Source organism: Adlercreutzia agrestimuris (genome assembly GCF_943193125.1).
Lineage (GTDB): Bacteria > Actinomycetota > Coriobacteriia > Coriobacteriales > Eggerthellaceae > Xiamenia > Xiamenia agrestimuris.
Window position 1 is genome coordinate 677,771 of record NZ_CALPCX010000001.1, and the last position, 13,535, is coordinate 691,305.

Annotated in this window: 9 protein-coding genes and 1 pseudogene; 7 read left to right on the plus strand and 3 right to left on the minus strand. The window is 49.3% G+C overall.

The features are described 5' to 3' along the window. Positions 1-70: 70 nt before the first annotated feature. Complete coding sequence (locus tag NFR28_RS02615; RefSeq protein ID WP_251178274.1) at positions 71-1,435, minus strand: response regulator transcription factor; 1,365 nt, start codon at positions 1,433-1,435, stop codon at positions 71-73. Positions 1,436-1,985: 550 nt separating this feature from the next. Here NFR28_RS02615 and NFR28_RS08930 point away from each other — a divergent pair. From NFR28_RS08930 to NFR28_RS02635, 5 genes and pseudogenes are all read left to right on the plus strand, one after another. Further along, a pseudogene (locus NFR28_RS08930) lies at positions 1,986-2,051 on the plus strand (twin-arginine translocation signal domain-containing protein); the annotation flags it as partial. 14 nt (positions 2,052-2,065) lie between these two features. Next, positions 2,066-3,847 (plus strand): FAD-dependent oxidoreductase, encoded by a 1,782-nt coding sequence (locus NFR28_RS02620; protein ID WP_251178275.1) that lies wholly within the window; start codon positions 2,066-2,068, stop codon positions 3,845-3,847. A 382-nt stretch (positions 3,848-4,229) separates the two neighbouring features. After that, positions 4,230-5,357, plus strand: coding sequence for a DUF917 domain-containing protein (locus NFR28_RS02625; RefSeq protein ID WP_251178276.1), 1,128 nt, complete (start codon positions 4,230-4,232; stop codon positions 5,355-5,357). A 13-nt stretch (positions 5,358-5,370) separates the two neighbouring features. Continuing rightward, on the plus strand, positions 5,371-6,951 hold the full coding sequence (locus NFR28_RS02630) for a hydantoinase/oxoprolinase family protein (RefSeq protein WP_251178277.1): 1,581 nt from the start codon (positions 5,371-5,373) through the stop codon (positions 6,949-6,951). 35 nt (positions 6,952-6,986) lie between these two features. Further along, complete coding sequence (locus tag NFR28_RS02635) at positions 6,987-7,820, plus strand: nitrilase-related carbon-nitrogen hydrolase (protein ID WP_251178278.1); 834 nt, start codon at positions 6,987-6,989, stop codon at positions 7,818-7,820. Between the two features lie 19 nt (positions 7,821-7,839). Here the strand turns inward: NFR28_RS02635 and NFR28_RS02640 are convergent, their stop codons facing one another. Beyond that, positions 7,840-8,445, minus strand: a complete 606-nt coding sequence (locus tag NFR28_RS02640; RefSeq protein ID WP_251178279.1) for a molybdopterin-binding protein — start codon at positions 8,443-8,445, stop codon at positions 7,840-7,842. Between the two features lie 195 nt (positions 8,446-8,640). Continuing rightward, on the minus strand, positions 8,641-10,053 hold the full coding sequence (locus NFR28_RS02645; RefSeq protein ID WP_251178280.1) for a purine-cytosine permease family protein: 1,413 nt from the start codon (positions 10,051-10,053) through the stop codon (positions 8,641-8,643). Positions 10,054-10,486: 433 nt separating this feature from the next. On the opposite strand from NFR28_RS02645, the gene codA reads away from it, so the two are divergent. Both codA and NFR28_RS02655 read left to right on the plus strand, forming a co-directional pair. After that, on the plus strand, positions 10,487-11,728 hold the full coding sequence (gene codA, locus NFR28_RS02650; protein WP_251178281.1) for a cytosine deaminase: 1,242 nt from the start codon (positions 10,487-10,489) through the stop codon (positions 11,726-11,728). A gap of 286 nt (positions 11,729-12,014) precedes the next feature. Continuing rightward, entirely contained in the window at positions 12,015-13,532 is a 1,518-nt protein-coding gene (locus tag NFR28_RS02655) for a TrkH family potassium uptake protein (protein WP_251178282.1), read from the plus strand. Positions 13,533-13,535 lie beyond the last annotated feature (3 nt).

Below are 13,535 nucleotides of genomic sequence, written 5' to 3' on the forward strand. Positions count from 1 at the left end.
AGAGGTCATGTTATAGATCGTCGGGCGACGGTTTTTTTAAGTTGTATTGAATAATCAAAGATATGTGTTGCTATCGCTTGTTATTTGAACGCAGTAACTCAATTACTTCTTGTTTTGAAGCTACACCTATCTTGTGATAGATGTGACTAGCATGCGTTTTGTACGTGTTTTGCGAAATGTGCAGCTTTTTCTGAATATAAGGCCCGTTTCGTCCCTCGGCAAGAAGAACAAGAATTTCGGTTTCGCGTTCAGTGAGGCCATATTCTTTTTCTAGCATTCGGCACTTTTTCAAAATTGATGCGTCAGATGTGGCTGCAGGCGGCTGTGTTGGCTGGTGTGCAGTTTGTTGGCTGTAGATTAATGCTTCAGGGTAGAAACAAGAAAAGATTTCATTACGAATAACGGTGGCAAAGAAGAGAATGGCCACAATCAACACAAGCAGAATAACGGTAATGGATGGGGAGGCTAGATAGCTATTGCCTGTTTGCGAAATGAAAACAATATGGACAAGAGATATCAGTGCAGCGAAAGAGAAACATATTCCACAACCACATATGAGCGCTTGAGGTTGGGAAAACCGAGAAGAGAAAGAGAGGTTTTGCTGCGATTGATCTTCTGGTTTCAAAAGAAGGTCTTCCTCGTTTGAAAGGGCGAGAGAAATAAGCGGAATTCCCCAGGTCAAAACAATGAAAGGCACGGGAATAAGAATGGCAAACGGGAGTGAGTTGTCAATAGAGAGTGAAGGCATTGCAAGGCATCCAAAAGCGACGAGCAACAATGCAAGCAGCATCATGAGTGCAATAGGTATTTTTGGTTGCGAGAGCAGGTAGCACAGCAAGATCATAATGATACTTGTGGTGGCGAAGGCTAAAAGAGAGACAATCCCGATGGAGCCTAAGCTGCCCAATGCACTTGTTTGTGCAAAATGAAGACTGCGAGGAAAGAGACCAAGCAAGAAACCGCAAGTAAAACTTGCAAGACACATAAGCGCTATAAGAGGTTTTGTGCCCACAATGAGGCCTTTGTTATGTTTGTCTAGATCATGCGAGTGTTTTTTTGCATTTGACTGGGGTGAAGACAGCGTTAGCTTTGCGTGAGGTTGTTTGGTACGCGCTATATTGAAGCTTGTCGCAAATGAACCTATCAACAAGAGTGTCCATGCGAAGGGCTGTTTATCAAGTTCGCAAAACCAAGAAACAATAAAACAGAGAATGCCTGCCAAGACAAAAACGCTCGTTAAAAAGATAACAACAGTCAATGGTTGTTGCGTTTTAAGTTCGCTCAGGACAAATTTCGTATGGATGCTTATTGCAATGCCGCTTGCTATACCAAAGAGAGCAAATGCTCCATTTCCATAAAAGGCGAATTGTTCAGGAGGCAAAAGGGAGAGGGCGGGCATTCCGAGTGTTACAACAACTGCAATGATAAAACCCATAACAAGCTGTTTGCGTGATAGCTCTTGCCGTGAATTTACCCTCTTCTTTGATTGCTGCAAGCAATAGACGCCACTTAACGCGCTAAACCCTATGCCACTACAGAAGGTGAAGATGTCGCTTTGTATAGTGTTAGCTTGTGGGGCAACAAACAAAAGGTTGCTCGTAATGATGCTCAAGATCCACGCAAGCCAAAGCATTAAGGCAACAAAAAGGCGTGCATTGCTTTTCAGACTTGCAATTTGCGACAGAAAAAGATGAATTCCAATCGTATTGCTTGTTTGAGAGGTTTGGTTTGTTTGCATAAAACTCCGCCTTGTTCGCTCTTCATTGGTATCATACCCGATTTGCTGAAATCGCACGTAATGGGTGATAAGTAAGCTATTTATCAGGCACAATAAAATATCACCGCTTGTTTGCGATGACGAAACCGCTTATTTTTTCTTACCCTTCCGTTAGTGCCCGAGTATTCAAAAAGGCGTTGTTACTCGGGCATTTTGTCAAACTCCTTGCAAAGTTGCAAGGTCGTATAAGAGGAGTTGGAGGGTTCGTATGAAAACAGTTGATGGTGTGAGTCGTCGTAATTTCCTTAAAGGCGCAGCAATTGCGGGCGCGGGAGATTTGGTGCGGGTATGCTTGCAGGCTGCTCGTCTGGACAGCATACCGAAACAGCGGCTACTGGTGCAGAGAGCCAGCAAACTACTGCTTATAGCCTGACACCTGGTGTATATCAAAGTACGGTTGAAGGCAAAGTTGGACCTATGGTGGTTACCACCGTGGTGAGTGAAGATCGTCTTGTGAAAGTGGACGCTGGTGGTATTGAGAGCAAGCAGTTTGGTGTTCTTGCAATTAACACTATGGCTGACGAGATGGTTCGCAAGCAATTTGTTGATGTGGACACTTGTACGGGCGCGACGGTGACTTCGCTTGCCTTGATCCAAGGCGTTCGCGATTGTCTGAAACAAGCAGGTGACGAAAGCGCATTTTCGCAAGCGCCGATGACCGAGTCTCACGATGAACACCTTTCATGCGATATTGTGGTCATGGGCAGCGGTATTAGTGGCCAGGCTGCTGCGCTGAGTGCTGCTGAAGCAGGCGCTAAAGTCATCATGGTAGAAAAGCTTGGCATTCCTGGTGGAGCTGCAACGGGTTCAGGCGGAGCCATCCTTGCTGCGGGTTCTTCGTTGCAAAGTGAGGCTGATGGCAACATGGATCCTCAGGGACTTATTGACCATCTGTATCGTTACTCTGAAGAAAAAGCTACTTATGATGTGATTAAGAATACCGTTGAGCATTCGGGCGAAATCATCGATTGGTACACCAGCCTTGGTGTGAAGTTTCAGGTTGGCGAATGCTACGGCACGCCCATCCATTATGCCCATCGTGCCTGGAATCCCGACGGCGAGGAAATTCCCCATCCCGCAGGTCCTGCTATCCCGCACCCATCAAGCGGATCAAACATTTTTGATCGCACATATCCCGCTTTTTTGGCGGCTGGCGGAATTTGTCTCCTCAATACAAAAGTCACTGAATTGCTTCAGGACGACTCGGGTACAGTAACAGGTGTGGTGGCCATGCGTGGCGGTGAGACTATTACTATTGATGCGAAAGCTGTCGTGCTTGCTGCTGGCGGATGTGAAGGAAGCGCTGAAGCGTTGGCAAAGTGGTTCCCGCACACCAATGAGGGTATGGTTGGCGGATCGACAGGTTTGTGCAATGTTCATGACACGGGTGACGGAATTGAGCTTGGCCTTGCTGCGGGTGGCTATCTCACGGGAAGTGGTTATGGCCAAACCACCGGCATGTATTCACCGATACCCGCAATTAAGGTCACCATGGATGGCGTGCGCTATTCTGACGAAATGCACTCCGAGGTCAACGAGGATCAAGGTTCGCAGTTTAAGGCGTTCTATGATTCGGGTACTGAATATGCCTGGACGCTCTATGGCGCAAACACTCAAAATGAAGCTGCGCTCAAAGCGCTTGAAAGCGCGAAGGAAAAAGGTGTGGTCTTTGAAGGAAAGACCCTTGCCGAAGTTGCTGAAGCTGCGGGTGTTGATGCGGATGGTCTTGAGAAGACCGTTGCTCACTTCAATGAAATGGTTGCAGCAGGCAAAGATGATGACTTTGGAACGGCTGACATTGCTGCTTATGGAGCATACGAAGAAGGACCTTATTATCTGGTGCGCTATTCTCCGGGTATTAACGGTACTATTGGCGGTTTGAAAATTAGCATGGATTCTGAAGTTTTGCGTGAAGATGGTACCAAAATTGATGGTCTCTATGCTGGTGGCGAAACGTGTAACGGTGAATACATGTATCGCTTGTATCCGTCTGGCGGTGCATCTCTTTTGTGGGGTTCTGTTAGCGGAAGACTTGCTGGTCAGGCAGCCGCAAAGTATGTTTCCGCATAAGCCTATATAGACACGTCTCTTTTAGAAGAAACAGTTTTTAATTGAGACAATATTCCTTTCTTAAAAGACCTTGCGTGGCCCCTCCGGACGCAAGGTCTTTTTTTGCATAATTCTTGTTGTCTGGCAATGATTCTTTCTATAGCGCATTAGTAAGAGCACGGCCTGTTGTCACATCAGCATTCGTCCTTATGAAGCGGCCGTTTTACCGGAATACCTCTGCAGGTGGACAAGGCGGATGTGCTAACCATTTACAATAAGAGAATCAATGCATATGAGAGGCAATGAGAAGCGAGCCGCATGGTGTCGGCACGGCTGTTTTAGGTGAGATGCATGCGTCACTATGCCTCGTCTTGCGACATACACGGAGAAAGGGAGATGCCACATGAGAAGAAAAGTGGGCGTCAAAGAGATTGAGGATATGGCGTTAGGCGCTACCGTCCTTGGTGCCGGCGGAGGCGGGGATCCCTACGTTGGCAAACTGATGGCAATTGAGGCCATTCGCAAATATGGCGATGTAGAGCTGATCAGCGTAGATGAAGTTCCTGATGACGAGATTGTGGTGGTTTCTCAGATGATGGGTGCACCAACAATTATGGTCGAAAAAATCTGCAGCGGTCTTGAGCCTATGGCAACTTACGATGAGATGGTCAAAGAGCTTGGCCGTGAGCCGTTTGCAATTTATGCTGTTGAGGCAGGCGGCGTAAACTCAACTATTCCGTTCATCTTAGGTGCTACCCGCCAAATTCCTGTTGTGGACTGCGATCTTATGGGGCGTGCGTTCCCGGAATTGCAAATGACCACACTTGGCATTAATGGCGTGAAAGGCATGCCGGCAGTTCTTGCCGATGAAAAAGGCAATACAGTCACTGTTCGCGCTATTGATGACCGCTGGCTTGAGCGCATTGCTCGCCAAGCAACATCAGTTATGGGTGGTTATACCATCTTGGCGTCGTACATGTGCACGGGCAAGCAGCTCAAAGATTTCGCCATTCGCGATACTCCAACGCTGTGCGAAAAAATTGGACGCACGTTGCGTGAGGCGCGCGAGCAACACGAAGACCCTATTGATGCGGTGTTGGATGTAACGAACGGATATCGCCTCTTCAAGGGCAAGGTGGTTGATGTGGAGCGCAATACCGATGGCATGTTTGTGCGCGGGCGCGCGGTCGTGGACGGCCTTGATACCGATAAGGGAAGCCAGCTTATTATTAACTTCCAAAACGAAAACATTATTGCGCTTAAAGATGGCGAAGCAGTTTGCACATCTCCTGATTTGATCATGTCGCTTGATATGGAATCGGGTACTCCGGTAACGACCGAAGGCCTGAAGTATGGTGCGCGTATTGTCGTGGTAGGTATGCCGTGTGATCCGCAGTGGCGTACGGAAAATGGTCTTGCGGTAGTCGGTCCGCGTGCCTTTGGATACGACTTGGATTACGTTCCGGTTGAAGAGTTGGCTGCGCAACTGGGTGCATCAGGTGCTGCTGGTGCGGCTGGCGACAAAGAGTAAGGGGAGGCCGGATATGACGAACGAAAAGCGTACGTGGCGTTTAGGCATTGACGTAGGCGGCACGAATACTGATGCAGTAGTAATTAACGGGGACCTTCAGCTTGTTGCTGCCACAAAGAGCCCGACCACTGAAGATGTTATGGGTGGCATTGAGGCGGCAATGCATGAGGTCATTCGCCAAATTGGTCCCGATGCGGCAAAAAATATTGGTTTTGCCATGCTGGGTACCACGCATTGCACTAACGCCATTGTCGAGCGTAAACGCCTCAATAAAGTGGCGGCAGTGCGTATTGGTGCACCGGCAACTACGGCTGTAAGCTGTATGGCTGATTGGCCTGATGAGCTTAAGAATGCCATGCGCGTACAGGATTTCTTGGTGCATGGCGGACATGAGTTTGATGGCCGTGAAATCAGTGAGCTTTCAGAAGAAGAACTGCGCGAGGTTGCTCGCATTGTTGCAGATGAAGGTTATGAATCAGTAGCCATCACCAGCGTATTTTCGCCTGTTTCTGATGCTCACGAGCAACGCGCCGCTACCATTATGCGCGACGCCTTGGGCGAAGATTTCCCCATTTCGGTCTCGAGCGAGATTGGATCGCTGGGATTCTTAGAGCGCGAAAACGCTTCTATTTTGAACGCAGCATTGCACGATGTTGCCATCACCACCGCCGACAGTTTTGAGGCTGCGCTTGCTGCTGAAGGCTTAAGCGACGTAGCGGTATATTTGGGACAGAATGACGGCACGCTCATGTCTGTTGAATATGCAAAACGCTATCCGATATTTACCATTGCATGCGGTCCGACCAACTCTATTCGCGGCGCATCGTTTTTGACAAAGGTAAAAGATGCAGTTGTGGTAGACATTGGTGGTACCACGACCGATGTGGGTGTTTTATCGCATGGATTCCCGCGTGAGAGCATGGTTGCGGTTGAAATTGGTGATGTGCGCACTAATTTCCGCATGCCTGACTTGGTGAGTGTTGGACTGGGCGGTGGCTCAATTGTTCGCCAGCATGAGGACGGTTCTGTGACGGTTGGCCCTGATTCGGTGGGGTATCGCGTGACGCAAGATGCTCTGTGCTTCGGGGGCAATGTTTTGACTGCCACTGACATTGTTGTGGCAAAAGGCCTGGTTGAAGGTGTTGGCAATTCGGCATTGGTAGCAAACCTTGAGCCGAACCTCATTGAGGCGGCATATGCCGATATCACTCGCATTATTGAGGACGCAGTTGATGCAATGAAGACCTCTGCTGGCGATGTCACGGTGATCTTGGTGGGCGGTGGCTCCATCTTGTCGCCAAGCCATTTGGAGGGCGCAGGAGAAGTTCTTCGCCCCGAGAATTTTGGTGTGGCAAACGCAATCGGTTCGGCAATTGCGCAGGTTTCTGGACAGATTACGAAGGTGTTCTCATTGGCTGAGACGCCGCGTGATCAGGCAATTGCTGAGTCAAAGGAGCGCGCATGCGCTGAGGCAATTGCTGCCGGTGCGGATCCTGAGACGGTTGAGGTTATTGAGGTTGAGGATATCCCGATGGCGTATTTGGGCGATGCGCTTTGCATTCGCGTGAAAGCTGTGGGAGATTTGATGCTATAGAACGCAAAAAATGCGTGCGTAAGAAAGAGGACGTGATGGAAAAAACGCGGCCAGTAAAACTTGCATTGGTGCAATTTGAAGGCACGATATGTGACGTTGAGGGCAACACCAAACGTGCGTGTGATTTTATCGAAGAAGCAGGTAAACAAGGTGCTGACCTGGTCTTGTTGCCGGAACTTTTTTCGACAGGCTACCAGCTTAACGTGGTGGGCCCTCGTTTAGGAGAGTTGACTGAGACCGTTGAAGGTCCTACGGTGAGCGCTCTTCGCGAAGCTGCTCGCAAAGCTCATTGTTATGTTGCTGCGGGACTCTCGTTGGAACACGATTTGACAGCGGTGCCATATAACAGCTCGGTGTTTATTGATCGCGAAGGCAACCTTATGGGTACTTACGACAAACAGCACCTCTGGGCGCTTGAGCGCTTCTACTTCCGTTCTGGAAACGGTGGAGGAGTGTTCGATACTGATTTCGGGCGCGTTGGTGTCATGATCTGTTACGACATGGGATTCCCGGAGACCGCACGTATACTGGCGCTGCAAGGGTGCGATTTGCTGCTTTGCTTGTCGGCATGGTGCGAACAAGATATGGATGGCTGGCACCTCAATGGCCCGTCGCGTGCACTTGAGAACACGGTGTATGTGGCGGCAGTCAACCGTTATGGCATTGAGGAAGATCTTGTTATGCCTGGTCACTCATATGTCAGCAACCCGCGCGGTCATATTATTAAAGAGTTGGAAGAAGAGGCCGAAGGCGTGCTCTACGTGGATATCGATCTTGAAGATGTAGCACGCGGTCGTCAAAGCGGCATTTATCCGCCCTATCTTCGCGATAGGCGCCCCGACCTCTACGAAAACGTTTTATTGCCGTAAGGCTATAAGCTGGCAAGGCTTATGCCAGCACTTGAAACTGGTGGGCAGCAGGAGTGGGGGAGACTTTTCCGTCCTCGTTAACTGAACGAACGAGCATGCGGAAAACTCCCTCCTCAGTTGGCGTCCATTCAAAAGTCCACCAGACCCAACGTACCGCATCAGCTCCTGCGGTTTCGTGACGGGTCCATGAGGCGCCTTCGTCAAGAGAGAACTCCACAGCAACAATGCGTTTGTCGTAGTCGTCTGCCCAGCCCTCAAAAAGCATCGGCTGGCCAATGTGTCCGACATATTCGGCCTTGCAAGAGACGTTAGGACGGTTGGTGTAATCATGGCCGTCGTCAGTGAAGTCGGGGAGAGCTGGTGGCTCATCTTCTTGAGTGAATTTGATGCCGACGATATCGCGGATGAAATACTTCGCCGGGAAACCGGGGATCCAGAGTTGATTAGCGCATCCCATAACGTCTGATATGCTTTCGCCATTGATTTTGTCTGCAATTATGGCGCCGCGTTCGAGCAAAAAGTCCAGCGGAAAGGCAACCTCCATACCGTCTGAAGCGGTGAAAGTGACTGTGTTGCATGCGGCGGGTGGAGTAATCGGATTTGCAGCAATATCGTTTTCTGTCATGGTTTTCTCTTGCCTTTCATCAGCGCAAGTATGTGTGAACGTTGTTATTCTCTCTCGGGAATAAAGGATAGCATATCGCAAGAACACGTGCGTAGTAAGCGAAGGTGAAGGAGCGAGAGCGCCCACAGATACAAAAAGGGTCGGCAGCTTGCCGACCCTTTTGATGTAGCATTTGCGCGTTTATGCGTTTGCGAATTAGAGAACCTCGTCGGTTTCCTTAAACATAAGCACGTCAACATGCTTAGCGCTTGCCATGAGCTTCATAACAATCCAGTACAGAATGCCAGCCAGGACGAGCGAGTTTAATCCAGGAATGCCAATGTTAAAGATGCTTGAAACCTCGCCAATGGCAAAGCCAACAACCCAGATGATCAATGCAACAGGGTTCCAGTTCTCAACGCGCTTAGGCAGACCGCCCTCCGCACGAGATTCGTCAAGGATTTTGCGGCTACGGCGAAGGATGAAGTAGTCAACAACCATAATGCCTGCAACCGGCGGGATAGCAACACCCAACAGTGAAAGGAAGCCGGTGAAGTAGTTAATGATGCCAACAACGGACAGAACCGTACCAGCAATACCGAGGATCCAGACCAACGTGTTGCGGCTCAGTGCCTTGTTGAACAAAGCGTTGAGCATCGTGGCGAAACCAAGGCTTGAAGAGTACAAATTGATGTCATTGAGCTTAACGGTAGAGGCAACAACGATGATAACGCCAATAACGCCTGAAGTGCCCATCATGATGTCTACAACATTTTCGGTACCCATAGCGTTTGCCAAAAGAACTGCAATAAGATTCATGCCCAGCTCGCCCAAGAACGTACCGATGAGGGTCATCCAGAACACCTGGGTGCCATTTTTGAGGTAACGAGCGTAGTCAGGCGTGCAAATAGCGCCCGCAATAAAGCCGCCAGCAACCATGGTGATTGCTGCGCCCATGCCCATTTCCGGTCCAGGAGGTGCGGCAACAACAAGCTCGCCTAAAGAGTGACCTTGCAGCACGATAGCAGCAGACCAGATAACCGCAATGACAAACAGCGGAACGAAAATCGTGGCGAAATTGGCGATGGCCTTAATACCAAACACTACCAAAAGGGTAATGCCAATGCCGGTGATAATGGCCCACAGCACATATTCGCCGGTAATGCCGGTGCCTGCTATAAGCTCTTCGGTTCCCAAAAAGTCAGTAAACGGAATGATGTCAGCCATGCCTTGACCAAACACACAGTTCTGAACGCCAAACCAGCCAACCATTGAGATAGCCACAACGCCGCCGAATACGGCTGAACCGCCTTTACCCAGACCAGCCCAGCGTGAAAGCAAGCTGGTTGACAGACCTTCATGAGCAGCAGCGGTACCCAGTGCCCAGCTGACTACCTGCAACAAAACGGAGCCGAACAGCGTTGCTAAGAATGCGTCAAAGAACGTCATTCCGAAACCAAGTGCTGCACCCAACATGAGCTGAGATACGCAGCAGATAGCGCCGATTCTGATGAAGAGAATACGCCAGAATGGCTGTTTTGCATCGTCAGGAACGCGTGAAAGCGAGTAGTCGATGTCAATGTCTTGCGTGTCAGTGTTCTCAGCAAGCTCAACTTTTTCTGTAGCCATGACTTCCCTTCCTTTCCCTTTCTCGGTGCAAAATCTTCGTCTTCTCCCTATGTTCCACGATGGATCAGTGCACTTCGCAAGATAGGCGTCGTGAGAAAGGCGCATCAAGCTCAGTGGATACATCACTTCGTACAAACGGTTTGAGAAGGCGAAATTTTGCAGTCTCTCAATCCTTCACCCCCAGTGGTGAATTCTTGCATTATATCGATATACCAAGCGTGAACTATCGTTTGAAACCCAACGAAAACAGCTTGAAACATATGGAGGGGTTAAACGGGGTGTTTGGACGGGCTGACGGTTGTGTTCGTAGTAGAATGATGTGATTCTAAGAGCGGTGAAATGGGATGGAATATGTCCTAGGGTCACGTTGAATTCATGCAGAAATGACACGAGAAGAGCCTCTCGGTTGCATGCAAAGCGGTTAGGAAATGAAATGCTTATTCGCAGTGTTTATATTGAAAACGCAACAACTCCAATGGATGTTCGCATATCCAAAGGCGTGTTTGCTGAAATTGCTCCACATCTTGAAGCAGCAGAAGGTGAACAGATTATTGAGGGAAACAACAATCTTATGCTTCCGCCTTATGTGGAGCCTCATGTGCACCTTGATGCGTGTTTGACGGCCGGAACGCCACGTTGGAACGAATCGGGAACTTTGTTTGAAGGTGTGCAGATCTTCTCGGAATATAAGCAGCTTAACTTGTTGTCACCTGATGATGTTAAGCGCAGAGCAACAAAGGCGCTTCAGCTTCTTGCAGCTCATGGCGTGCAATATGTGCGTGGTCATGTGGATGTCACCGAGCCAACGTTAACAGCGCTTGAGCCACTTTTGGAGGTGCGTGAAGAAGTTCGCCATTTTATAGATGTGCAATTGGTGGCATTTCCGCAGGAAGGGATACTGTCGTTTCCTCAGGGAGAAGCGTTGCTGCGAAAAGCTGCCGCATGCGGCGTAGATGTAATTGGTGGCTGTCCTCATCTTGAGTTTACGCGTGGTTATGGGGCTGAGTCGGTGCGCATTTTGATGGATGTTGCTGAGGAATATGGCCTGCTTGTTGATGTGCATTGCGACGAGATTGACGACCCTGATTCGCGCAATTTGGAAGTGCTGGCAGCGCTTGCCCTTGAACGCAAAATGGGCAAACGTGTGGCTGCTTCACACACCACCGCTATGGGCGCATATCCAGATGCTTATGCATACAAGCTTATCAACCTGTTGGCGCGTTCAGAGGTAAGCATTATCTCAAATCCTATGGTCAACATGCACTTGGGCGGAAGATTTGACACCTATCCTAAGCGTCGAGGTTTGACGCGGGTAAAAGAGCTCAACAACGCCGGTGTGCCTGTAGCATTTGGCGAAGACGATCTGCAGGATCCATGGCATCCGCTTGGCAATGGCGACATGCTTGATCCAGTGTGGATGGGGGTATATGCAGCGCAATTAATGGGATACGATGAATTGCAGGACGCATATAAGTTTGTGACTTATAACGGCGCTCGTGCGCTTTCCGTGGGCGAAGACTATGGCATCCGTGTGGGAAATACGGCGAATTGTATTTTGATTGATGCTCCTAATTTCTATGAGACATTGCGCACGCATGCTCCTGTGACCTATAGCATTCACAAAGGGAATGTCGTAGCGAGCACTCAGCCGGCGCAAACGACATTGCTTGTTTAGGAAGCAAGCACGCTTGCGTGTGCCCGGGTGTGTCAAAGACGCAACGGGTGACGGGGTGTACGGTGTGCAGCAGACAAAGATGTACTAGAATACGAAAGATATGCGCAAGAAGAATACCAACATACTCCAGCGACTTGAGACTCCCGCCATTGGAATGGGGATTGTTTTGTTGTCGCTGCTGTGTTTTTTGGTGTTGCTCTGGGTGCTTATTATTGCGGTGAGGTTGGTGCTTGGCTGATGACACTTATAACACACTGCAAGATGGCCAGAAAGGAAAGATGCTGACATGTGGCAGCGCTTTACCTTGTATGACCTGCGGGTCATTGGTCATTATCTCGGCGTATTAGTCCTGTTTTCTACTCTAGGCTTGCTGGTTCCATTTATTCTGGCAGTTGCATGTGAAGAGTGGGGACCTGCTTCGCGCTATCTTCTCACTATTGGCATCACACTGATCCTTGGTTCTGGTCTGCGTTTTTTGCGCATTGAACCGGGCAGACTTAACCAGCAACAAGCTATGGTAGTTACTGGTTTGGCATGGATTGTTCTGGGGTTCGTTGCCACAATTCCTCTATATTTGTCGGGACACTATGCCACTTTCTTAGATGCGCTTTTTGACGGCGTGTCAGGCGTTACCACTACAGGCGCAAGCGTCATTATGGATCTGGATCACCTTTCTAATGCAGACAACATGTGGCGATTCGTCCTGCATTTTATTGGTGGTTTGGGTTTGATTGTTGTGGCGCTATCGTTTGGTTTGTTCGGCAAGCGTGGCGGAGCAAGTTTGTATTCTTCAGAAGGACGAAGCGAACATGTGCTTCCCAACATCATTCAAACCACGCAATTCATTGCGAAAATCACCGTTGGCATCATTGTGGTTGCAACGGGCATCTTGTCGGTGATCTGCTTGTTATTGGGTATGGAGCCTTTGCGCGCTATTCTGCAGGCATTGTGGCTTTCTATTTCTGCATTTGTAACCGGAGGGTTCGCCCCGATGAGCCAATCGGTGTTGTATTACCATTCGTCACCTTTAGAGCTGGTCATCATGGTGTTGATGTTGGCAGGATCCATCAATTTTGTCTTGCATGCTGAGGTATGGAAAGGACACATTGAGACGTTCTTTCGTGATCTAGAAATTCGCACCATGGTTTTGTGGCTTGCAGTAATGACCTGCGTTTTTGCCGCATCACTTACCATGAGTGCAGAGTTTTCTAATCTTCCTGCCATGTTGCGACGCGGTCTTTTTACGGTCATTTCGGCTTCTTCCACCACTGGTTTTCTCAACATTACACCTAATCAATTGACAACCGCATTATCGTCGGGAGCGTTTTTGGTGGTAGCCATGCTGATGGCAGTTGGTGGAAGCGCGGGTTCAACGTCAGGTGGCATCAAATTCAATCGCATTGGTCTTATTGCGAAATCTTTGGTGGCCACAATTAAAGAAGCATTGTCGCCGGCAAGTGCTCGTGTAGTTGTGTCGTACAACCACGTTGGCAAGCGCGTGCTTTCGCCTGAAGCCGTCAAGAGTGCTACGACGGTATTTGTGCTTTATACCGCCACCTATTTGATTGGTGCTCTGGTTGGCATTGCGCATGGCTACGATGCTACGCAATCCATTTTTGAGTCAGTTGCAATGACAAGTAATGGTGGTTTGTCCTCAGGCCTTGCAGCGCCAGGTATGCCCGTTACCTTGGAGGTGTTCTACATTTTCCAAATGTGGGCAGGCCGTCTTGAGTTTGTAACGCTGCTTGCGCTGCTCGTGGAGATTGTCGTCTCGCTTGACCCGAGGCGGTGGTTCAACGGATGAGGC

What these genes read in the sequence shown, in the direction of transcription:
- NFR28_RS02635 (WP_251178278.1), top strand. Translation starts at nt 6,987, where the DNA reads ATGGAAAAAACGCGGCCAGTAAAACTTGCATTGGTGCAATTTGAAGGC.
- NFR28_RS02655 (WP_251178282.1), top strand. Translation starts at nt 12,015, where the DNA reads ATGTGGCAGCGCTTTACCTTGTATGACCTGCGGGTCATTGGTCATTAT.
- NFR28_RS02630 (WP_251178277.1), top strand. Translation starts at nt 5,371, where the DNA reads ATGACGAACGAAAAGCGTACGTGGCGTTTAGGCATTGACGTAGGCGGC.
- NFR28_RS02640 (WP_251178279.1), bottom strand. Translation starts at nt 8,445, where the DNA reads ATGACAGAAAACGATATTGCTGCAAATCCGATTACTCCACCCGCCGCA.
- NFR28_RS02645 (WP_251178280.1), bottom strand. Translation starts at nt 10,053, where the DNA reads ATGGCTACAGAAAAAGTTGAGCTTGCTGAGAACACTGACACGCAAGAC.
- NFR28_RS02615 (WP_251178274.1), bottom strand. Translation starts at nt 1,435, where the DNA reads ATGGGTTTTATCATTGCAGTTGTTGTAACACTCGGAATGCCCGCCCTC.
- NFR28_RS02620 (WP_251178275.1), top strand. Translation starts at nt 2,066, where the DNA reads ATGCTTGCAGGCTGCTCGTCTGGACAGCATACCGAAACAGCGGCTACT.
- codA (WP_251178281.1), top strand. Translation starts at nt 10,487, where the DNA reads ATGCTTATTCGCAGTGTTTATATTGAAAACGCAACAACTCCAATGGAT.
- NFR28_RS02625 (WP_251178276.1), top strand. Translation starts at nt 4,230, where the DNA reads ATGAGAAGAAAAGTGGGCGTCAAAGAGATTGAGGATATGGCGTTAGGC.